We start from the raw sequence: 23,594 nt of genomic DNA on the forward strand, positions 1-23,594 counted from the left end.
TAGTCGTTTCTAGTTTGAATTATATGCCCACTTTAGGTAAATAGCTCCCCAAGTAAATCCACCACCAAAGGCAGCAAAGATGAGGTTATCTCCTTTTTTGAGTTGTTTTTCATAGTCATGTAAACAGAGTGGCAACGTTCCAGAAGTTGTATTTCCGTAACGCTGAATGTTTACCATCACTTTACTTTCATCTACGCCCATACGCCTTGCTGTGGCATCAATGATACGTTTATTGGCTTGGTGAGGCACCAACCATTGCACATCTTCATTCGTCAGGTTATTATCTTCCATGATTTTTGCACTTACATCTGCCATGTTAGATACTGCGAATTTGAAGACTGTTTTCCCGTCTTGAAATACGGTATGTTGTTTGTTTTTTACTGTTTCTTCTGAAGTTGGTAAGATAGATCCGCCTGCGTCAATTTTTAGGAACTCACGACCAACACCATCACTTCTGAGGTGTTCATCTTGCAATCCTAATCCTTCTTCATTGGGTTCAAATAATACGGCACCTGCACCATCACCGAAGATGATACATGTAGCTCTATCTGTATAATCAATAATAGATGACATTTTATCAGCACCTATGAGTAATACTTTTTTATAACGTCCAGATTGGATATAGCTCGCAGCTGTTGACATTCCATATAAGAAACTAGAACATGCAGCTTGTAAGTCAAAGGCAAATGCATTAGTAGCGCCTATTTTACTGGCTGTATACACAGCAGTAGATGCAACTGGCATGTCAGGTGTTGCGGTAGCAACAATGACTAAGTCAATTTCTTTAGGGTCTAAATTTTTCTTTGCAATTAAATTTTCGGCAGCTTTGATAGCCAAATATGAAGTTCCAGCTCCTTCTTCTTCTTTAAGAATTCTGCGTTCTTTGATACCTGTTCGACTCGTGATCCACTCGTCGTTAGTATCAACCATTGTTTCAAGTATCTTATTGGTTAATACATATTCAGGAGTATAAGCTCCTACAGCTGTTATTGCTGCTGTAATTTTGGTCATACCTTAACGTTGGTTTTTTATTTTTTAACAAAAATTCATTAAAAACATAACGAAATTACTAAAATTCTCTGAAAATCTCGGTAAAATATATCGTTTTTACATTTTTAACAAAAAAATGAATAAATAAAAAACTCTCACGAAAGTGAGAGCTTTTATGACTAACATATATGTTATGCTAAGTTTTCCTCAGTTGTATTATCAATCAATACTTTTCCTCTGTAATATAATTTTCCTTCGTGCCAGTGAGCTCGGTGGTATAAATGTGCTTCACCAGTAGTTGGGCACGTAGCGATTTGAGGAACTGTTGCTTTGTAATGTGTTCTTCTCTTATCTCTTCTTGTTCTGGAGATTTTTCTCTTAGGATGTGCCATTTTCTATGTTATTTATTATCCGTTAATAGTTTTTTTAATGTATTCCAACGAGGATCAATTTCCTCTTCAGTTTCTTTTTTATCTGTACCAGGTTGTAATTCTTCTAACTTATCTAATATTTCAGATTGTAATGTTCCATCTTCAATCCCTGGATGTATTCTTTTTAAAGGCATGGCTAACACAAGCATTTCATAGAAGTATTGTGCTACGTTAATTTCATACTCACCATGAGGAACGATTAAAATTTCTTCATTTTCATCGTTGTATTCGTTTCCGAATTTCACTAGTAAGTCCAAATTACCTTCAATTGGCTGGTCAAAAGGCTCATTAGTTAAATCACAATTTACATTTGCATTTCCTATTGCATTGAATGTTAATTCAAGCATGGTTGCTTTTTTGTGAAATTCTAACGTTGCATTTATTGCAGTTTCATTGAATTCATCAAAGTCAAAAAGTTTAAAGAACGAATTATCAATTTGATATTCGAATTGGTGTTTTCCTTCTTTTAATCCTGTAAAAGGAATATTAAAGTCCTTTAGTTCCATCATCTTAAACATCAGTTTCGAGCGTGCAAAGATATAAATTTTTCTTAATGTACCTTAAGTTGTTAACATTTTTTTGTTTATATCTTGCCAGGCTGCTTCTTTAAAGGATTTTTAGCTATTTCATTGTACATGTTTCGGTTCTTAAAAATCTGTATTCCAGTGAATACTGCTTCTTTGAATGAGTTTGGATCTGCTTCGTTTTTTCCAGCAATCTCATACGCGGTTCCATGATCTGGTGAAGTACGTATTTTGTTTAACCCAGCAGTGAAATTTACACCTTGTCCAAATGATAAGGTTTTAAACGGAATTAATCCTTGATCGTGATATGCTGCTAAGATGGCATCAAAGTTTTTGTAATTGCTTGACGCAAAAAAGCTATCTGCTGCATACGGACCAAAAACAAGTTTGCCTGAATTTTTAATTTTTTCCAACGTTGGTTTTAACACTTCATCATCTTCTACACCAATAACTCCATTGTCTCCAACATGCGGATTGATTCCTAAAACTGCAATTTTTGGTTTGCTAATTCCAAAGTCTTGTTGTAATGTATGGTATATAACAGCTACTTTTTTCTTGATGAGTTCTGGTGTAATGGCGGCAGAAACATCTTTTACCGCAACATGATCTGTTAATAAGCCAACTCGCAATGAGTCGTTTACCATTAACATTAAGCTATCACCTTCTAAGGTTTGTCCTAAATAGTCGGTATGTCCTGGGAACTTGAAATCTTCCGATTGTACATTGTGTTTGTTAATTGGCGCTGTTACCAATATATCAATCATTCCTTCTTTAAGTGCATTGGTCGCTTGTACAAATGATTCTACTGCAAACTTTCCAGCTTCTGGGGATGATTTCCCATATTCGATATTTATAGATTCTCTCCAAATGTTCACTACATTTATTTTTCCATGTTGCGCTTTATCAGCACTTGGAATGCCATGAAAGTTTGTCTGTATGTTGAAATGTTTCTTTTGAAATGATAAAATCTTGGTGGATCCAAAAATAATGGGCGTGCACAATTCTAACATTCTAGGATCTTTAAATGTTTTTAGAATTACTTCTGTTCCGATACCATTCAAATCCCCAACCGAAATCCCTATTTTTATTTTTTCCTCTTTCTTCATCTAAGTATTAAAACTTTTATTTCTAATTTTACATGCAAATTTAACCAAATAAATAGATGTTTACAGGGATTATTGAAGAATTAGGTGTGATTACGCATCTAGAGCGTGAAAAAGAAAACCTTCACATTACAGTTCAAAGCAGTTTAACAGAGGAACTCAAAATTGATCAAAGCGTTGCGCACAATGGTGTTTGCTTAACAGTTGTTGATAGAAATCTTGAAGAAAACACATACATCGTTACGGCAATTCAGGAAACTTTAGAGAAAACAAATGTAGGTGCTTGGCAGGTGAATGATCGGGTCAATTTAGAACGCGCTATGAAATTAGGCGATCGTTTAGACGGACATATTGTACAAGGTCATATAGATCAGGTGGGAACATGTATTTCAATAAAGGAAAGTAATGGAAGTTGGTATTATACCTTTGAATACGATTCTGCATTAAATAATATAACTATTGAAAAAGGTTCAATTACAGTAAATGGTACGAGTCTTACCGTTGTAAATTCTGGAATACATACTTTTTCAGTTGCTATAATTCCATATACATATAGCCACACCACTTTTCAATATTTGAAGGTAGGATCACTTATAAATTTGGAATTTGATGTTATAGGAAAATATGTAGCAAGACTTCAGGGGCTATCAAAGTAGTTACTTTTTTATTTTTTTCCGTATACCATACAAAAGTCCAGCGGCCATTACACCTATTAAACCAGCATCAATCGGGAATCCCGGTGGAGATGGAGGTCCAGGTGGCGGAGGTATGATTTGGGCGTATGTAGGTGTTAAAAAAGCTATTGCTAATATAACAAAACATAACAGGGTCTTTTGGTTCAATTTTGCCATAACGGTGTAAAAGTATGAAATTATAGGATTTGACAAAAGATTTTATGTTATATCATTGCAAAATTATCCATGAAACGCCTAAAAATAACGTCGAACATGTATTTTTGCTTGAATCTCTTCTATCTTTTTCTATAATTACAGGCTATTAAGTTGGCGAAAATACAATAAAAAGAATATAAGTAACAGCTATTTTAGTTAGAAATGTCACTTTGTTAGTATATTTCATTGAACTACTTTTCATGAACTTATAAATTTTATTAAGGTTTTTTTAAGAGTTTTAAAGTAAACTAATGGATAGATTTGCAATCTAACCATCTAAAATTATCCCGCCAAATGCGAAAATTTATACTTTCGATTCTTGGAGCACTACTAATTGTAGGCGCTGTTTTCATTGGAAAACAAATAGCAAGTGGTAAAAAGAAGAAAAGACCCGTTGCTGAAAAAGTGGTGAAAACTGTATTTACGGATACAGTCCAAAACAAAACGATACAAATTATTATTCCAGCAAATGGAAGCCTTGTCGCAAAACGTCGAGTAGAATTGTATGCAGAAGTACAAGGTATTTTTAAATCTAGCGGAAAGCTATTTAAGCCAGGACAAAAGTATCGTAGTGGACAAACGCTAATTCGTATTGATGCTGCTGAGTATTATGCCGGAGTACAATCTTCAAAGAGTAATTTGTACAATTCGATTGCTGCGATTATGCCCGATTTACGATTGGACTTTCCTGAAGTTTTTCAAAAATGGCAAACCTATTTGACGAATTTCGATCTCAATAAAACCACTCCAACATTACCTGAAATGACTTCCGAAAAGGAAAAATACTTCATTACAGGTCGAAATATTGTCACCAATTATTATAATGTAAAGAACTTAGAACAGCGTTTGGCAAAGTATACCATCCGAGCACCATTTTCAGGAATCTTAACGGAATCGCTGGTTACAGAAGGTTCTTTGGTGAGAAACGGACAAAAATTAGGAGAATTTATTGATGATTCTGTCTACGAAATGGAAGTTGCTTTAAGCAAAACCTACGCAAGTTTGTTGAAAGTAGGCGAAAAAGTAGCCTTGAACAATCTTGAAAATACCGAAACCTTTACAGGTGTTGTTTCCCGTGTCAACGGAAGTATTGATGCTACTACACAAACCATTACAGCATATATAGAAGTTAAAAACGACAAGCTAAAAGAAGGCATGTATTTGGAAGCAAATTTAAATGCCAAACAAGAAGAAAACGCTATTGAAGTTACGAGAAGCTTACTACTTGATGACAATAAAATTTTTGTTGTGAGAGATAGTGTTTTAGATGTCATTGATGTAAAACCTGTGTATTTCTCAGACACAAAAGCCGTATTAAAAAATGTGCCTGACGGAACTATCATTTTATCAAAACCTATTCCGGGTGCGTATGCAGGAATGCAGGTAAAGCCATTTAAAGCGAAAACTGAGAAAGATGCTGCTGGAAAAGCAACTCCTGAATCTAAAAAAGCCGAGTAAGCGATGAGAAAATTAATTGGTTACTTCATAAAACATAGCGTCGCAGTAAACATCGTTATACTTACGTTTTTTGCTTTTGGTCTTTACGGAGCCTTCACGCTTAAATCCTCTTTTTTCCCTTTAGTAGGTTCAAAAAATGTAAACATTAATATCACATATCCTGGTGCGTCTCCACAAGAGATTGAAGAAGGAATTGTACTCAAAATTGAAGATAACCTTAAAGGATTAAACGGTGTAGAACGTGTTACATCAACTTCGAGAGAAAATAGCGGAACCATCAATGTTGAGATAGAAAAAGGGAAAGATATTGACTTTATGTTGCTCGAAATAAAGAATGCCGTAGATCGTGTGCCTTCTTTTCCCACAGGAATGGAACCTTTAGTGGTGGCAAAACGAGAATCTGTTCGAGAAACCATTTCGTTTGCAATAAGTGGCACCAATATTCCTTTAGTCACACTAAAACAAATAGGACGGCAAGTAGAAAATGATTTACGAGGAATTGACGGGATTTCACAAATTGAAATTTCAGGATATCCAGATGAAGAAATTGAAATAGCCATCAATGAAACTAATTTATTAGCTTTCGATTTATCGTTTGCCGAAGTTTCGCAAGCTATTAATGAAGCAAGTCTTATTACAACTGGTGGAACAATAAAGACAGATGCTGAAGAATATTTGATTCGCGCCAACGCACGTTCGTATTATGCGGATGAATTATCAAACTTAATTGTAAAAGCAGATGCTTCGGGTAGAATTATTCGATTAAAAGATGTTGCCGAAGTACGCGATCAATTCTCAGAAACACCAAACGCCAACTATTTTGATGGCGATCTTTCCATCAATGTTAGAATTACAAGTACAAATACAGAAGATTTAATTACTTCCGCAGATAAAGTCAAAGAATACATTGTTGATTTCAACGAAAAATATGATAACGTAGAATTAAATGTGGTTAGAGACTTATCTACAACCTTAGTGCAACGTACCGAATTACTTACTGAAAACGCAGTTATTGGTATGATTCTCGTGTTGTTGTTTCTATCATTATTCTTAAATACACGTTTAGCATTTTGGGTAGCTTTTGGATTGCCAATAGCATTCTTAGGAATGTTTATGTTTGCAAGCTATTTTAACGTAACTATTAATGTATTATCCCTTTTCGGGATGATTATCGTAATTGGTATTTTGGTGGATGATGGAATTGTCATCGCAGAAAATATCTATCAACAATACGAAAAAGGGAAAACGCCAGAAGAAGCCGCTATTGATGGTGTCATGGAAGTGCTTCCAGCAATTTTTTCAGCAATTTTAACGACCATATTAGCCTTTAGTATTTTCTTATTCTTAGATGGTAGAATTGGTGACTTTTTTGGTGAAGTCTCTGTGGTTGTTATTCTAACATTAGTTGTATCTCTTGTAGAAGCTTTAATTATTTTGCCTGCGCATTTAGCACATTCCAAAGCATTAAGAGCTAAAAACAAAGAACCAAAAGGCTTGCTACCAAGACTATTTTCAAAACTACGCTATATCAATACATTTGGTGATTTTATCATGAGTTGGCTTCGTGATAAAATGTACAGTCCGACATTGAAATTTGCTTTAAAGTATAAATTTCTAATGTTTTCTTTCTTCATTGTCTTCTTAATTTTAACGAAATCAAGTTTTGATGCTGGAATTATTAGAGGAGCTTTTTTCCCAAGAATTGCGAGTGATAGAATAACGATAACGCTAAACATGCCAAATGGAACCAATGAAAAGGTAACAGATAGCATTATTTCATACATCGAAAACAAATCGATTGAAATCACGAAAGCAATAAATAAGGAATATATAGGAGAAGATGCTGATAAATATTTGGTAGAAAACATGATTCGTACTGTGGGTCCAGGTTCATCAACAGCATCACTTGTCATTAATTTATTACCAGGAGAAGAACGTCCTAATGAAATTACATCGGATCTGGTTTCTAACCGAATAAAAAAAGCGGTAGGACCCGTAATTGGTGTGGAAAGCTTGGTGTACGGTGGTGGTGGAAACTTTGGCGGACTTCCTGTATCTGTTTCCTTATTAGGAAATAATATTACCGAATTGAAAGCCGTAAAAGCAGAACTCAAACAAAATTTAGAAAATAACTTATTACTAAAAGATGTTACCGATAACGATCCTGCGGGAATTAAAGAAATTCGTTTAGAGTTGAATGAAAGTGCGTATGCGCTTGGTTTAAACTTACGAAGTGTAATGCTGCAAGTACGATCTGCATTTTTTGGCGCGCAAGCACAGCGTTTTCAAAGAGGTCAAGATGAAATACGTGTGTGGGTTCGGTATGATAAATCGAATCGTTCCTCTATCAATAATCTTGATAATATGCGAATTGTGACACCAAATGGACAACGTGTTCCGCTAAAAGAAATTGCAAGTTATAGCATAGCGCGTGGCGATGTTGCTATTAATCACTTAGAAGGGCGAAGAGAAATTCAGGTTTCAGCAGATATCAAAGACACCAAAAAAACAAGTGCAACGGATATTATGGCGGAAATTCAAAACGAAATCATGCCTGAAATCTTATCAAAATATCCTACAGTAACACCTTCTTATGAAGGACAAAATAGAGAACGTAACAAATTGTTTGATTCGTTAGGTCCTGTTGGTCTTACAGTATTAATTTTAATATATATTGTGATTGCCTTCACGTTTAGAAGTTACAGTCAACCATTATTACTATTACTACTGATTCCTTTAAGTTTACCTGCAGTTGCTTGGGGACATTGGATTCACGATTTTCCATTAAACATTCTATCTATGTTAGGGATCATTGCCCTGATAGGAATTATGGTCAATGATGGACTCGTTTTAATAGGAAGATTCAATAACAACTTACGAGACGGAATGCTCTTTGACGAAGCTTTATATGAAGCTGGGCGTTCACGTTTTAGAGCGATCTTTTTAACGTCAATAACTACGGTGGCTGGTTTGGCTCCTTTAATTTTTGAAGAAAGCAGACAAGCACAATTCTTAATACCAATGGCGGTTTCTATTGCTTATGGAATTGGATTTGCAACGGTATTAACCTTAATTGTATTGCCAATTTTCTTATCGTTTGGGAATTTTATGAAGACAAACATAAAATGGCTAGCAACTGGAAGAGAAATCACTAAAGAAGAAGTTGAACGTGTAGTTAGAGAGCAACGACATGAAGATCATCTTTTAGAAGAAAAAGAAAAAACGATACTCATAAAAGATGAAAAAGTAATATCTCTTAATGAACAAAACGAAGCAGATGAACAATAGAAGGTATCTTATGTATGTGTTAGTTTTCTTCGGAATTCATGCATACGCGCAACAAATAGTAACGCCCGATGAAGCAATTCAGTTGACATTGGCCCATAATTACGGAATTAAAATTGTCAACAATACGGTAAAAGTTGCTGAGAATAATACAAGTATTTTCAATTCTGGTTACTTACCAACATTGACAGGAAATGCTGGCGGAACGTATAATTTGGACAATACTGAAGCTGAATTTTCTAATGGAAATACAACGGTATTAAATGGTGCGGAAAGTTCGCGTTACAATGCTTCCATCAACTTAAATTATACACTTTTTGATGGTTTGGGCAGATTGTACAATTACAAACGACTTAAAGAACAATACCAATTATCTGAATTGGAAGCACGTGAAACCATCGAAAATACCTTATTGCAATTATTTTCAGTCTATTATTCGGTAGCGCAACTTTCAGAAAATACGGCAACGATTAAAGAAACCTTTGAAATTTCAAAAGATCGATTGGTTCGTTCGGAATATCAATTTGACTATGGTCAGAATACAAAACTCGATGTGTTAAACGCGCAAGTTGATATCAATAACGATAGCATTAGCATTGTAAATACGGAACAACAGTTGAAAAACACCAAACGCGATTTGAATGTCATTTTAGGAAATAAGCTTCCGCAAGATTTTAATGTTGATACTACAATTACATTTCTATTTGAAATTGAAAAAGAAGATTTATGGACAAAAACGAAGGCAAATAATGTTTCGTTATTGCAAGCAGAAAAAAACATTAGTATTAGCTCGTTAGATGTAAAATCGAATCGATCGCAATACTTACCAACTATTGGTTTAACTGGAACTTATGGTTGGAACCGAAACAATAACAACGCTGCGGCGTTTGTGGCGGTTTCTACCAACACAGGATTTTCTGGTGGCATCAACTTGTCTTGGAACTTATTTGATGGCGGAGGAACGCTTACACGCGTAAGAAACGCAAAAATCACGTTGGAAAATCAGCAATTGCAAAAAGAGCAGATTCTTATCGATTTGGAACGTAATTTTAATAATTCTTGGGACGATTATCAGAATAAAATCTTGATTTACGAATTGCAACAGAAAAATATTAAAACGGCAGAAAACAATTTTAATCGCACTAAAGAGAAATTCAAAATAGGGCAAGTAAATTCTATTGAATTTCGACAAGCACAATTGAATTTATTAAACGCTGAACTCAGTAGAAATCAAGCAAAATACAACGCAAAACTTGCCGAATTGGTCATTTTACAATTGAGTGGTGAGTTGTTGAATGTTAAAATATAGATGCTGGACATTAGACCGCTTCGCTTAGATGTTAGATCGCTTTTGCTTTTAGATGTAAAAAAATGCTTTTAGCCTTTTGCTGTTGGCTCTTGGAATTTGTTGTAAAGCAATCCAATTTTGTGCTAGTATTAGAAATCGTCTAATAATCCAACAATCTAAGTGAGTCTAACATGTCTAAATAAAAAACTCCAATACTATATCAGTATTGGAGTTTTTTTTGTTAATATTCTAATCATAAGACAACTAGTGCAACGTCTTAATTCTTAATTCTAAAAGCGAAGCGATCTTATGTCTATTTTATAGTTTAAGGAATTTCTGAGTATATATTTTTCCTTCAGATTCTAAACGTAAAATATAACTTCCTTGGCGTAAGTTTGAAACGTCAATAGAATGTTCAGTTAATTTTAAGTTCATCATACGTTTTCCTTCAATATTGAAAATCGTTGCAATTTTACCAACCAAGTTGATTGGACTGTTGATGTTCATTACTTTTCCAACCGGATTTGGATGAATAGCAATGTTTTCCAACGTTTCATCTTCAATTCCTAAAGCTTGTCCTTCCGTAATTATATGATGCGTATTGATTGTTGGATTCTGCACATTATCAATAGCTCCAGATGGCCAGTAAATAAGAATATTAGTAACTGCTGTATCTGTTCCGATTCCGAAATGTGTATTTAATGTACTCATAAAGCGGAATCCTTCTCCACTACGAACATCTCTAATTTGAACACCAGAAGCTGTATATACTTCCACTCTAGCACCAATTCCATTAATGTTACTCGCAACTCCTGTAGTAGTAATTTTTATCCAATTGTTACCATTAGTATCGTTCGTATATAAAGTTGTGCCAGAAATAGCATCAATAAATCCATCATTATTCATATCTCCAAAAGAACCATTGTTTCCAGATAGAACATTATCAAACACTGTAAATGTAAGATCTCCATTTCCAAATAGAATACTTCCATTAGAAGCAATGTCTAAGTTTCCATCGTTGTCAAAATCGTAGGTTGCATTTTCAATTCCTAAGTTGGTTAATGCTGGTAATATTCCAGAACCAGCCGTTACATTCGTAAACGTGCTGTTTCCATTATTTCGCATTAATTTATGTGTTCCGTCAGCCGTAGAACTTGCGCCTACAAAAACGTCCATATCTCCATCATTGTCAAAATCTCCCCAAGCGGAAGACCACGTTTGTAATGGATCTGCTAAACCTACCGCAGAAGCTACTTCTGTAAAAGTACCTGTTCCATCATTTTCATGCATTTCATTGATGTTAATGGTAGAAGAACCACCACGACATTTTGCAATGAACATGTCCATATCTCTATCGTTATCAAAATCAATCCAAATAGAACCGTAATTTCCTCCACCTGCAATATCTCCAAGTCCACCTTGGTTAAATACCAAGTTTCCTGTTCCATCATTCATATAATATACATTTGGATCAACATCATGACAAACAAAAGCATCTAAGTGTCCATCTTGGTTTAAATCAACAAAATTTGAACGTTGTGAGAATACATATTCAGATCCAGAAATTTCAGTAAACCCAGTTCCTGTAGCATTGGCTCTCATAAACGTTACACCGTTTCCACCACCATATAGTAAATCGGTAAATCCATTTCTATCATAATCGGCAGCAGCCAAACTCCAAGAAGGTGAGTTGTTTGCACTTGTTGTAGTTATGTTTGTTGCTGTACCACTTAATCCACCAAGAGTTTGTTGGTAGAAGATATTTACATTGGTTGTACCAATAGAAACAACATCATCTAAAAAGTCACCATTCATATCTACGGCAGCTCTTTGTGTTCCTGTAGTTCCTACAGTTGATGTTGTAAATGTTGCTGGTGGCGGTGGTGCTAAGGTTGTGAATGTTAAAGGTCCGCCCCAAACACTAGCATCTAATCCGCAAATTGCACGTACATATACTTCGTAACTTGTTCCTGCACTTAAAGTAGTTAAGTTTGCACTTGTTGTACCTGTAGCAGTTCCAGAACCTGTTGGAATTCCTGTTCCTGCAAGTTGTACAACATATTCCCAAGCACTTTCTCCACTGTTTGCAGTCCAAGAAACGGTTGCTGAGGTTTGTGTTATTGCGCTAGCTACAATACTTGAAGGTGCAATACAAAATGATCCACATGTTTCTATACGAACATAGTCAATAGACATGTCTCCATGAAAACCTGTTCCTGTTCCTGTATGTCTAAATTCTAAGTAAATTACTTGTCCAACATACGTATCTAAATTGACACCAACGGGAACCCAAGCTTCTGTTGCGCTTGTTTGTAATTCTCCTGTGTGTGTAAATACTGTTGTAAATGGTCCAGAAGCTGAAGTTCCTACTTTTACATCTAAGGTTCCCATTTCTGCACCATATGCATGTAGGTAAAAAGATAACTCTGCACCATCTGTAGCGGTTGATAAATCTATTGCTGGACTCACCGCAGAAGCAGTTGCAGTTGAATTTCCAGATGCTTCATATTCTAAGTGTGTTCCTCCGCTAAAAGAAGTAGAAGGACCTGTATCTACTGAGTTAGCACTACCTCCAGTAATATCCCAATTTCCATTAGTCCCACTAAAGCTTGTTCCTGTCCAACCTGAACCAGATACAAATTCTTCTGTAAAGATAAAAGTAGATGAACCTGAACCACAGGTAACACCAACTGGTGCTGGCGGTGGACAGTTACTTTGTGTAATTGATCCACTACTTCCAGTACAATTTACATCTTGATCATTTTGAATACTAATAACAACATCGGTTGTGTTGGCATACGGTCCAAATTGAACCATTCCAGCAGCAATTAATGGTTGTGTTGCACTCGCTTGATTGTCAGAAATGGTTAATGACGTTGCTGAACCAATATCAGTTACGTCAACATTTACCAAAAATCCACCACTTGTAGCACAATCATTCACTACTGTATAGGTTGCCGTAGCATTTGTACAAGTTGCGCAAGTTACATCAAAGTCCCACTGCGTATAACCGTTAGCAGTACAGTTTACTGTAACATCAGAATTTATAGAAACTGTAATTGTGTCTCCATTAGATTGGAATGTAAGACCCGTTAAGTCTCCAGCATTTCCATATCCGTTGTATAATTCGGTTCCGTTTGTATCTAGTACAATCAATTCATCCCAAGTATTTTCTACTTGTCCAGCATTGAATGTTACTTGTAAATCTGATCCATCAGAACTTGTAAAGACGAAACTCGTAGTGTCGTCATTAACGTAACAATAAGTTGTATTTACAGAGCCTACTGTACAATCTACGGTAGTTTGTGCTCCTGCAAAATAACAGGATGCAAGAAAGAATAATAGTAAAGTAATTTTTTTCATAAGCTAGTTTTTTACAGTATGAAATCGAAAAGATTCGTTTCATACTGTTGGTTGTAGTTAATCGCATTCGTTTGTCAATCCATCAATCCACTCACCAATAAGCGCAACGGCTTCTTCGTGTATAATACTTCTACCAAGTAATGGCATTCTGAATTCTTCTGCAGTTGTATTAATTCTATAATACATTACAGAGCGTTCTTTTAATCCTGGCGATACAATATCAACCATTCCAGGAATTTCGGTGTCTGGATCTACACAAATACCTATGTTGGTATCGTCAGAAGATTCATCAAACGCAAAACGCACAGGTCTGTAATCACAATGTGATAATTCTGAATGACAGTGTGCACAATTGATATCAATATATGAGCGAACGCGTAAGTCAATTGGTTGCGTTTCATCGCTCCATTTTACAACCGTGTTGATGGTTGCAGGTAAATTATCTTCTAAATAGCCTTCTGCGATTAATTTTTCTAGTTGATTTTGAGAACCATCAGCATACGCAAATAAGCTGTTTAAGTTTTGTGGTTTTACACCAATAGGAACTGAGCTTTCACCTTGTTTATGACAAGTAAAACATTCCACTTCCGAAGGAATTCGGTAGTTTGTGCTTTTTGCAACGCCATTTTCTAAAAAGTCTACATTGGTAAACGAACCTTCTAAACTAAAGGTTGCTTCCGTTTGATCGGCATTCCAGATGTAATCAGCAAAATACCAATCGTCTGCTTTCTTTAACATCAAACGTGTTTCTATAATGCGCGTATTATTATCTGGTTGCACATTGTTATAGTAAAATGATTTGATTAGAATGGTTCCGACTGGAAAGTTAATAAGTTCGTTATCTGCCATGTAGGTTGCTTGCACATCGCTTGGCATCCAAACAAAGCGTTTCTTTTTGGCATAGTCTGTAAATAAAGCAGAAATTGGCTCATACGGAATAACACCTAAGACAGGTTCTTGTTCTTTCATTTCACCTTCAAAAAAGTTGTATTCAGAAAGTGTATCGAAAGGAAAAGCGTCTATATCTAAGACTACGGGCGAAACAGGAATTGGTTCGTACGTGTCATCTGTCCCAGTATCATTATCGTCAGCACAAGAAAATAGCATAGCAGAAAAGAGTGCTATACTAGCAAAATTTAGTAGTTTTTTGATCATGTTTTGGTTTAGTTAATGCACGAATATAAGAAAAAAAACGATTGTTACATTTGATTATTAGTGCGTTACTATTTATATATAACAACTGAACTTGCTTTTATCCTACCTTGAAGTGAGTTTTATTTTGTTACTATGATAAGATTAATTTATTTGAAAAACCTTCAACCCAACCATAACACCAATCTCAAAATCCACCAAACTCTCAAAAAACACCTCAGTACCTTTATGTTTTGCACTAATGAGGTAATGACTTCCTTTAAAATAACTTTGTTGTACCGTTACTTTAAAATCAGAAGTTTCGTCCACTTTTAACTGATGCGGATACACTAAAATGGTTTCCTGAGTAGTTTCCATGTTTGGGAATGCACTCGCGGGCAATTCATTCACTTCTCCGAAAAGCGACGCAACATATTTGTTCGTAGGATGCTTGTACAAGTCTTTTGGTGTGCCTTGCGCTACGAGTTGTCCTTGTTTCAGCACCAATGTCATGTTCGCAAAGGAAAGTGCATCTGTACGATCGTGTGTCGCGACAATACACGTGATGTTTTTCTTTTTGAGATATGCAAAGAGATTTCTACGAAGCGTGTTTTTTCTAAAATTATCAATTTGACTGAAAGGTTCATCTAACAGTAAAACTTCAGGTTCACGCGCAATTGCTTTTGCCAACGCAACACGTTGTAGTTGTCCACCACTGAGTAATTTTGCTTTTACGTTTGCGAAAGCGGACATTTCCACCATTGCTAACAATTCTGCAGTGCGTGCTGTTTTTTCTTCTGGAAAGAAATTAGATAAATAACTTCCAATGTTTTCCGCAACGGTAATGTATGGCATTAAGCCAAAATCTTGCGCTAAGTATTTCATGCGATCATGACCCGGAACCAAATTGTACGCTGGTCCTAATACTTGTGAATCTTTCCAGAAAATTTCGCCAGCATTCAAATCATGTAAACCGTAGATAAGTTTGAGCAACGTACTTTTTCCGCAACCACTTTCGCCAATGAGCGAAACATGTGTTCCTTTGGGAATTTCAAAAGAAACGTGTTTTAAAATCGGTGTGTTTTTTAGATAGGAAAAGGAAACGTTTTGGACTTTTAGCATGGAGAATTATTGAAATGTAAAAATACGGAGATAGTAGAAGAATATTGTTATACTTTTAAAATTGATTTGATACGTCATGCTGAACTTGATTCAGCATCTCACAAGCAGAAGATTTCGTTTATAGGATAAGTGAATCTCGATACAATTTTTCTTCATTTTATTACGAAAAACCACTCGATTTGACGTTTTAGATTCCTGCCTACGCAGGAATGACAGGGAAGTTTTTATTGATTTCTTCCATGACTTGCTGATGTGTGAATGTATTTCCCTCTTCAACATCTTTCAATCCTGCTTCAATCATGAGTTTTTCAGTTTCAGAAACCGTATCGCTCCAATCAGTAGTAGAACGATCATTTTTTATTTCTTTTAACTTGTGAATAATTGCTTCATCTTTTAGATTCACCAACCACTCCATCAGTTTATATTTCTCCAATTGTAAATCCATACTTATAGCTTTATATTCAAAGATAGTAATTTTATCAATCATACTTTTAGACTCCTGCCAGAGTTTATCTTGAGCGAAGTCGAAAGGTAGGAATGACAAATACAAAGCATATATAAAAAACCACCAAACTGAAGTTCAATTTGATGGTTTTTGTAGTGTGTCTTAGATACTGAATTAAGTTCAGCACAAGCTTCTCAAAATTGAGTTTTATTAATCCTTAAATTTTTCTAAAATTGCTTTGTTTGGCAATTCCTTAAAGCCCATATTGTACAGTGTAAAACCGTACATATCAGCCATTTGTTCAATGGTTTTTGTAATTGGTGTTCCTGCACCGTGACCTGCATCGGTTTCTATACGAATTAACGTAGGATTGCTTCCTGATTGTTTTGCTTGTAATTCGGCAGCAAATTTGAAACTGTGCGCTGGCACAACTCTATCATCATGATCGCCCGTAGTGACCATTGTTGCAGGATATTCAACACCTGCTTTTACATTGTGTACTGGCGAATATCCTTTTAGATATTCAAACATTTCTTTGCTTTCGTCTGCAGTTCCGTAATCGTACGCCCAACCTGCGCCGGCAGTAAATGTGTGGTAACGTAACATGTCTAACACACCAACAGCTGGCAACGCAACTTTGATTAAGTCTGGGCGTTGTGTCATGGTTGCACCGACTAATAATCCTCCGTTTGACCCACCACGAATGGCTAAAAAGTCACTCGAAGTATAGTTTTTTTCGATTAGATATTCCGCTGCAGCGATAAAATCGTCAAATACATTTTGCTTTTGCATTTTAGTTCCAGCGTCGTGCCATTTTTTTCCGTATTCGCCACCACCACGTAAGTTTGGTACTGCGTAAATTCCGCCTTGTTCCATCCAAACAACGTTGGCAACACTAAAAGAAGGTCTTAACGAAATGTTGAATCCGCCGTAACCATATAGAATTGTTGGATTTTTTCCGTCCATTTTCAATCCTTTTTTGTGTGTGATAATCATCGGAACTTTGGTACCATCTTTTGAAGTATAAAATACTTGATTGCTTTCGTACTCGTCCGGATCAAAGTCAATGCCTGGTTTTCTATATACTTTAGATGTTCCATCTTTTGGATTGTATGTATAGGTTGTTCCTGGTGTTTTGTAGTTTGAGAATGAATAGTACAATATTTCATCTTCTTTTTCGCCACTAAATCCGCCTGCGCTTCCAACGCCTGGTAGTTTTACTTCACGCACCAGTTTTCCATCGTAATCATATTGTAATACTTTAGAAACCGCATCCACCATATACGTTGCAAAGAAATAGCCTGAACCAGTCGAAATACTTAATACGTTTTCTGTTTCTGGAATGAAATCTACCCAGTTTTCTGGAGCAGGATTTGATGCATCAACCGTTATAATTTTTTGATTTGGTGCATTCATATTCGTACTGATGTACAATTTTGAACCAACATTTTCAATAATGTATGAATCGGTATCTGTATGGTCTAAAACAGTTATTAATTCGCTATCAGGATTTGATAAATCTTTGAGCAACATTTTAGTTCCAGATGTTGAGGTTCTTGGATAGATGATTAAATATCTTCCATCTTCCGTAACGCCACCACCAATATAGCGATGTTTTTCTGCGGGTGTTCCGCCATAAACTAATTCATCATCTTTTTGAGAAGTTCCTAGTTTGTGATAGTATAATTTGTGCTGATCTGTTTTAGCAGAAAGTTCACTTCCTTTTGGCTTGTCGTAGCTAGAATAGTAGAATCCGTCGTTTTCTTTCCATGAAATTCCTGAGAATTTAATATCTACCAGGGTATCTTCAATAATTTCTTTAGAAAGTACATCTCTAATAATTACTTTTCGCCAATCGCTTCCACCTTCTGAAATGGAATACGCAACTATTTTTTTGTCTTTAGAAAAGTTCAATCCACTTCCCATTGAAATTGTTCCGTCTTCTGAAAATTTGTTTGGATCTAAAAATACTTCTGGTTCGTCATCGCCTTTTTGTCTGTAAATTACATATTGATTTTGCAATCCGTCATTTTTATAAAAATAGTCATACTCACCATGTTTGCGGGGCGCGGTAATTTTTTCGTAATTCACTAATTGTGTGTACCGCTTTTTTAATGCATCGCGAAATGGAATATTATCTAAATATCCAAAGGTTGTTTTGTTTTGATCTTTTACCCAAGCTTCTGTTTCTTTAGAACGATCGTCTTCAAGCCAACGATATGGATCTTTTACTTCGGTACCAAATATGGTATCAATCACTTCTTTTTGTTGCGTTTCAGGATATGTCACTACAATTTCTTTTTTTTCAGGTTCTTTCTCGCAAGAGAAGAAAAGTACTGCGAGACAACTAATTTTTAACAACGATTTCATAATAATACAGGATTGGTTAAAGTTCAAATTTAATCTAAAAAAAACCACTTCAAAAGAATTGGAAGTGGTTTTAACATAATGTGATGGTTTTTACTAATAAAACAAAGGTTTAAATTGTGGCCAATGTTTGTAAATTAAGATTCCGTTTAGGAGTGCCACTACAAGAGCACCAATCATTCCACTTGATAAATCTAAGAAGAAGTGAAATAGTAAAATATTCACCGAAATTGGCGCGAGTAATATTAGTGCAAAAGGCACCCATTTTTTTAGAATTAGTAACACAGCAATATAGACTTCTAAGGCGCCAACAACAGGAAGTATGTATACGATGGAGCCAATGGAACCTTTAAGATTAGCAGGCATTGTTATTAGTGACATGAACCCCGTTTCATTGAAAATCATGATGAGTTTGTTAGCACCAAATACGATGAGAATTAATCCTAATATAAAACGGATAATTTTAGTAAAGTTAGAATTCATATTGCGAGACTTTTTTGGTTAGTGTACTCTTAAGGTAAGAAAAAGATAGCGTATTCTCTAAATATTTCGACAACATGAATAATTATAGGTTTTTAATAAGAAGCTGATTTGTAGTATTTTGGAATAAAAAAGACGCTTCGTATTTGCGAAGCGTCCGTAAGTATATGTTGTAACAAAAATCAGTTAAACCAACTTGTGATCTACTAGATATTGTGCAATTTGAACCGCATTTGTGGCAGCGCCTTTGCGTAAGTTATCGGCAACAATCCACATATTTAAGCTATTTCGTTGCGAACCATCGCGACGAATTCTTCCCACAAATACATCATCTTTTCCTTCTGCATAAATTGGCATTGGATATACATTTACATCAGGATTGTCTTGTACCACAATTCCAGGTGATTCGTGTAATAGTTTGCGAACTTCTGCTACATCAAAATCATTTTCAAACTCAACGTTTACACTTTCAGAATGTCCTCCAACTACCGGAATACGAATGGCAGTTGCCGTAATAGCAATGGTTGCATCATTCAAAATTTTCTGCGTTTCGCGGACCAATTTCATTTCTTCTTTGGTATATCCGTTTTCTTCAAATACATCACAATGTGGCAATGCGTTTTTATGAATTGGATACGGATATGCCATTTCTCCTTTTTCACCAGCATATTCACTTTCCAACTGTCGAACCGCTTTTACACCAGTTCCTGAAATGGATTGATAGGTAGAAACTACAATACGTTTGATTTTATATTTTTTGTGTAATGGCGCCAATACGACAACCATTTGAATCGTAGAACAATTTGGGTTTGCAATAATTTTATCATTGGCTGTGAGTTCGTTAGCGTTGATTTCTGGAACGACTAATTTTTTAGAATGATCCATTCGCCATGCAGATGAATTATCAATAACGGTTGTACCGACAGCTTCAAATTTTGGTGCCCATTCGAGTGAAGTATTTCCACCAGCAGAAAACAACGCAATATCAGGTTTGGCATTTATAGCATCTTGCATACTTACAATAGGATATGCGTTTCCTTGATAGGTAATTTCTTTTCCAATTGATTTTTCAGAAGCTACTGGAATTAGGGTTGAAACGGGAAATTTTTGTTCTGCTAATACTTTTAACATCACAGTTCCTACCATTCCTGTTGCGCCAACGACTGCTACTTTCATCTGTTTATTTTTATTTTTTTGTAATTCTATGAAGCAAAACTAGTAATAATTATAGTGCGGTTTGTATAAAAATTTGGAATTATCAAAAGGATCACAAAAAGTTATATATAACACAAAAGCCACTCCGTAAAGAGTGGCTTCTTATTATTATAATTTCGAGAAAATTATTTTTTCAATAAGTCTCTAATTTCTCCTAATAATTCTTCTTGCGTTGGTCCTGCTGGAGGTGCTGGAGCTGCCGCTTCTTCTTTCTTCTTCATTTTATTGTAAGCTTTCACAATTAAGAACATTACCAAACCTACAATTAATAAGTTTACAATAGCATTGATCCAAATACCATAAGATATTACTGCTCCACCTGCTTCTTTTGCAGCTGCTAATGTTTCATATTCTTTTCCATCCAAGGCAAGAAACATATTTGCAAAATCAGTTCCACCTGTAAAGTATCCTACAAAAGGCATTACAATATTGTCTACAAATCCTTTTACAACACCGCCAATTGCTCCTGCCATAATTACGGCAACGGCAAACTCTATGACATTACCGCCAGTGATAAATTCTTTAAATTCTTTCAACATAATATTTGATTGTTAGTTATTAATTGAATCTAAATTTAGTAAAAAATAGTACAACTTTAACATTTGTTGAAATAGAGAATGGATATTTTAACGAAGAAATACACGTTTTACTCGTTGAGATACCGCTGTGAGTAGTTCATACGAGATGGTGTTTATTTTTGAAGCGAGTTCTTCAGCACTTTGTCCTTCACCAAAAATGATGACTTCATCGCCTTCGTTACAACGAATATTGGTGACATCTACCATCATCATATCCATACATACGTTTCCAATGATTGGTGCTAGTTTTCCATTGATAACAACAGCGCCAACACCATTCCCAAATTGTCTGCTAATTCCGTCTGCATGTCCTATTGGAATAGTTGCGGTTGTTTTATAATCATCCGCGACGAAAGCACGGTTATATCCAACACTTTCTCCTTTTTCGATGCGATGTATTTGTGAAATTACAGATTTTAAAGAAGCTATGGGTTGCAGTTTTTTGTCAAATTTTGGATCATTTCCAAAACCGTATAAGCCAATTCCTGTTCTGACCATATCAAAATGCGCTTCAGGATAGTTGAAAATCCCAGATGTATTTACCATATGAAGCATCGGTTTATACTGCATTGCTTTTTCAAAAGATGCACTAATTTCTTTGAATGTCTGTATTTGATTCTTGGTAAATTCTTTTTCATTGAGATCTTCAGAAGCCGCAATATGTGAAAATATAGAAACTGCTTTTAGTTGCGAGAGCGTTTTGAGTTTTTTGGTAATATGATCTACATCAGTGTGAAAAAACCCTAAACGATTTAATCCTGTATTGAATTTTATATGTACCGGATAGTCTTTTTTTCCTTGTTTTGCCGCTTCATGAGCAAACGCATTGAAAATCCGATCGTTGTATAAACTAGGTTCTAAGTTGTAGTTAATTGCATGTTTTAGATTTACTATTTGCGGATGCAATACTAAAATTGGCGTTGTAATTCCTGCAGCTCGTAAATAAGCACCTTCTCGGATGTAAGCTACTGCAAAATAATCAACGTTTAGTTCATCTTGTAGAAACTTAGCAACTTCAACAGCATCGCTTCCGTAGCCAAACGCTTTGACAACGGCTAAGATTTTAGTTCCTGTTTTGGTCTGGGATTTTATAAACTCAAAGTTGTGCTGTAATGCTTTGAAATTGATTTCTAAAACAGATTCTTGTATGTGTAACATTATTGGTAGTTAATTGTCCGATTGTTGTTTTGGAATGATTTCTTCCGCATCATCAACTTCAATCTCTTTCACTGATTCTTTTAGCATTGCTTTGTAATAAGCAGCGCGACTTAATGGCTCGTATTCGTCAGTTTCACCAAGCAAGACCAGATCGTCGCTTTTGGATTTTCTAAAACTGTATTGTGCTAAATTTCCCGTTCGTGTGCAAACAGCATGTACTTTGGTTACGTATTCGGCTGTTGCCATCAATGCTGGCATAGGTCCAAAAGGATTTCCTTTAAAATCCATATCAAGCCCAGCAACGATCACTCTAATTCCTTTATTGGCTAAATCATTACAAACAGCCACAATTTCATCATCAAAAAATTGCGCTTCATCAATTCCAACAACCTCACAATCGTGGGCTAATAATCGAATGTTAGCGGCAGCGGGAACAGGTGAAGAACGAATTTCGTTTGCATCATGTGATACAACTTTTTCATCATCATATCGAATATCAACAGCAGGTTTGAAGATTTCTACTTTCTGCTTTGCAAACTGTGCTCGTTTGAGTCTACGGATCAATTCTTCGGTTTTTCCGGAGAACATTGAACCACAAATAACTTCAATCCAACCAAATTGTTCTTTATGATTTACTGTATTTTCGAGAAACATTTTGTAATTTTCAAGTCGAAAACGAATTTATACTCGTTTTTGTAAAGGTGGAACAAATTTATTAAAAAACCAAAGGTTATACAACGACATTAGCTTAAAAATTATGAAGAAAAAATTAGAAGGAGATTTAGTAAGTATTGCGCATCGCATCCTTAAGTTAAAGGGAAGAGAAGACGTAGTTGCGCTACATAAAGAAGCAAAGGAAGTTTTTGAAAAGTTGTCGGTATTATTGTTTTTTGAAGAACAATTTAAAGATTCTGTGCCTGAGTATGCAGATTCTTCTTTTTTCCAAACTTTAGAAAATGTATACAACCATGATAAGGTAGAACAAAACGCTGAAGATGATGATATTATTCGTCATAGCTTGGTTGCAGAAGATCCAGAACAAGACGATTTGATTGAGCCGTTGATGGAAACTATCAGAAACATGGTGGCTGAAATGCCAGAAGAAGATGAAGATGAGGCAGCAGTAGAAACGCCGACACCATCAACACCAAAACAACAAACCTTAGAAGATATTTTAGCAGATGTATTGCCGCAACCTACGTTTGTAAAGAGCGAAGATGTAGCTAAAGAAACTACAGAAACAAGCCCTGCACAAACCGTTACGAAAGAGGTAAAAGCTACTAAAACGGAGACCAAACCTAAGTCTTTAAATGATCGGTTGAATACAGGAATTTCTATTGGATTAAACGATCGTATTGCATTTACAAAGCATTTATTTGAAGGCAATCAGGAAGATTATAATCGTGTAATTTCGCAATTGAATACTACAGAAACAGAAACAGAAGCGAAAGACTTTATTTATAATATGATCAAACCCGATTATAAAAATTGGGCAGGAAAAGAAGAGTATGAAAATCGCTTTATAGAGATTATAGAACGTAAGTTTGCGTAGTTTTTTTAGACTTGCTTAGATTGTTGGATTGTTTAGACTTTTTAGATTTTGTACTTCGATAAACAAGTAGAACTATCGAGAAGCACTTTGATTTCAATAATTTTACTTGTTTAGAGGTTCGTCAAACTGAACTTGATTCAGTTTCACATAATAGTAAGATTCATTTGTAAAGATGCTGAATCAAGTTCAGCATGACGAAATTTTGGCTACCAAA

Annotated in this window: 19 protein-coding genes; 5 read left to right on the top strand and 14 right to left on the bottom strand. The window is 35.4% G+C overall.

Features of this window, described 5'->3' with window-relative positions; all coding sequences use genetic code 11:
- Window positions 1–9: 9 nt before the first annotated feature.
- The 4 genes from H2O64_RS20030 to pdxA form a co-directional block, all read right to left on the bottom strand.
- Window positions 10–1,011 carry a beta-ketoacyl-ACP synthase III gene (locus H2O64_RS20030; RefSeq protein ID WP_187564011.1) on the bottom strand — a complete coding sequence of 334 codons (1,002 nt, stop codon included), beginning with the start codon at window positions 1,009–1,011 and terminating at the stop codon, window positions 10–12.
- 170 nt (window positions 1,012–1,181) lie between these two features.
- Window positions 1,182–1,382 carry a 50S ribosomal protein L32 gene (gene rpmF, locus H2O64_RS20035; RefSeq protein WP_187564012.1) on the bottom strand — a complete coding sequence of 67 codons (201 nt, stop codon included), beginning with the start codon at window positions 1,380–1,382 and terminating at the stop codon, window positions 1,182–1,184.
- Between the two features lie 8 nt (window positions 1,383–1,390).
- The gene (locus H2O64_RS20040) at window positions 1,391–1,930 is read right to left on the bottom strand and encodes a YceD family protein (protein ID WP_187564013.1); all 540 of its coding nucleotides are present in this window, start codon (window positions 1,928–1,930) and stop codon (window positions 1,391–1,393) included.
- 74 nt (window positions 1,931–2,004) lie between these two features.
- Complete coding sequence (gene pdxA / locus H2O64_RS20045; RefSeq protein ID WP_187564014.1) at window positions 2,005–3,051, bottom strand: 4-hydroxythreonine-4-phosphate dehydrogenase PdxA; 1,047 nt, start codon at window positions 3,049–3,051, stop codon at window positions 2,005–2,007.
- 56 nt (window positions 3,052–3,107) lie between these two features.
- Here pdxA and H2O64_RS20050 point away from each other — a divergent pair, with 56 nt between their 5' ends.
- The 4 genes from H2O64_RS20050 (at window position 3,108) to H2O64_RS20065 (ending at window position 9,990) form a co-directional block, all read left to right on the top strand.
- Window positions 3,108–3,704, top strand: coding sequence for a riboflavin synthase (locus H2O64_RS20050; protein WP_187564015.1), 597 nt, complete (start codon window positions 3,108–3,110; stop codon window positions 3,702–3,704).
- 528 nt (window positions 3,705–4,232) lie between these two features.
- A complete protein-coding gene (locus H2O64_RS20055; protein ID WP_187564016.1) occupies window positions 4,233–5,396 on the top strand; it encodes an efflux RND transporter periplasmic adaptor subunit in 1,164 nt (387 codons plus the stop codon).
- A gap of 3 nt (window positions 5,397–5,399) precedes the next feature.
- Window positions 5,400–8,684 (top strand): efflux RND transporter permease subunit, encoded by a 3,285-nt coding sequence (locus tag H2O64_RS20060; protein ID WP_187564017.1) that lies wholly within the window; start codon window positions 5,400–5,402, stop codon window positions 8,682–8,684.
- Window positions 8,674–9,990: a TolC family protein gene (locus tag H2O64_RS20065; RefSeq protein WP_187564018.1), complete on the top strand. Its 1,317-nt coding sequence runs from the start codon at window positions 8,674–8,676 to the stop codon at window positions 9,988–9,990. Before H2O64_RS20060 ends, H2O64_RS20065 begins: the two co-directional genes overlap by 11 nt.
- A gap of 297 nt (window positions 9,991–10,287) precedes the next feature.
- On the opposite strand, the gene H2O64_RS20070 is transcribed toward H2O64_RS20065, so the two are convergent.
- From H2O64_RS20070 to H2O64_RS20115, 10 genes are all read right to left on the bottom strand, one after another.
- Window positions 10,288–13,332, bottom strand: a complete 3,045-nt coding sequence (locus H2O64_RS20070; protein ID WP_187564019.1) for an FG-GAP-like repeat-containing protein — start codon at window positions 13,330–13,332, stop codon at window positions 10,288–10,290.
- A 57-nt stretch (window positions 13,333–13,389) separates the two neighbouring features.
- Entirely contained in the window at window positions 13,390–14,487 is a 1,098-nt protein-coding gene (locus H2O64_RS20075) for a hypothetical protein (protein WP_187564020.1), read from the bottom strand.
- Between the two features lie 141 nt (window positions 14,488–14,628).
- Window positions 14,629–15,585 carry an ABC transporter ATP-binding protein gene (locus tag H2O64_RS20080; RefSeq protein ID WP_187564021.1) on the bottom strand — a complete coding sequence of 319 codons (957 nt, stop codon included), beginning with the start codon at window positions 15,583–15,585 and terminating at the stop codon, window positions 14,629–14,631.
- A 199-nt stretch (window positions 15,586–15,784) separates the two neighbouring features.
- Entirely contained in the window at window positions 15,785–16,072 is a 288-nt protein-coding gene (locus tag H2O64_RS20085) for a hypothetical protein (RefSeq protein WP_187564022.1), read from the bottom strand.
- A 168-nt stretch (window positions 16,073–16,240) separates the two neighbouring features.
- Window positions 16,241–18,400, bottom strand: coding sequence for a prolyl oligopeptidase family serine peptidase (locus tag H2O64_RS20090; protein ID WP_187564023.1), 2,160 nt, complete (start codon window positions 18,398–18,400; stop codon window positions 16,241–16,243).
- Between the two features lie 93 nt (window positions 18,401–18,493).
- A complete protein-coding gene (locus H2O64_RS20095) occupies window positions 18,494–18,880 on the bottom strand; it encodes a DoxX protein (protein WP_187564024.1) in 387 nt (128 codons plus the stop codon).
- A gap of 183 nt (window positions 18,881–19,063) precedes the next feature.
- Window positions 19,064–20,053, bottom strand: a complete 990-nt coding sequence (locus H2O64_RS20100) for an aspartate-semialdehyde dehydrogenase (RefSeq protein ID WP_187564025.1) — start codon at window positions 20,051–20,053, stop codon at window positions 19,064–19,066.
- Window positions 20,054–20,217: 164 nt separating this feature from the next.
- Window positions 20,218–20,631, bottom strand: coding sequence for a large conductance mechanosensitive channel protein MscL (mscL, locus tag H2O64_RS20105; RefSeq protein ID WP_187564026.1), 414 nt, complete (start codon window positions 20,629–20,631; stop codon window positions 20,218–20,220).
- An 87-nt stretch (window positions 20,632–20,718) separates the two neighbouring features.
- On the bottom strand, window positions 20,719–21,828 hold the full coding sequence (alr, locus tag H2O64_RS20110) for an alanine racemase (RefSeq protein ID WP_187564027.1): 1,110 nt from the start codon (window positions 21,826–21,828) through the stop codon (window positions 20,719–20,721).
- Window positions 21,829–21,837: 9 nt separating this feature from the next.
- Window positions 21,838–22,482, bottom strand: coding sequence for a thymidine kinase (locus H2O64_RS20115; protein ID WP_187564028.1), 645 nt, complete (start codon window positions 22,480–22,482; stop codon window positions 21,838–21,840).
- 103 nt (window positions 22,483–22,585) lie between these two features.
- On the opposite strand from H2O64_RS20115, the gene H2O64_RS20120 reads away from it, so the two are divergent.
- Window positions 22,586–23,380 carry a hypothetical protein gene (locus H2O64_RS20120; RefSeq protein WP_187564029.1) on the top strand — a complete coding sequence of 265 codons (795 nt, stop codon included), beginning with the start codon at window positions 22,586–22,588 and terminating at the stop codon, window positions 23,378–23,380.
- Window positions 23,381–23,594: the final 214 nt, after the last annotated feature.

This window comes from Kordia aestuariivivens, from assembly GCF_014397005.1.
GTDB classification, from domain to species: Bacteria; Bacteroidota; Bacteroidia; order Flavobacteriales; family Flavobacteriaceae; genus Kordia; species Kordia aestuariivivens.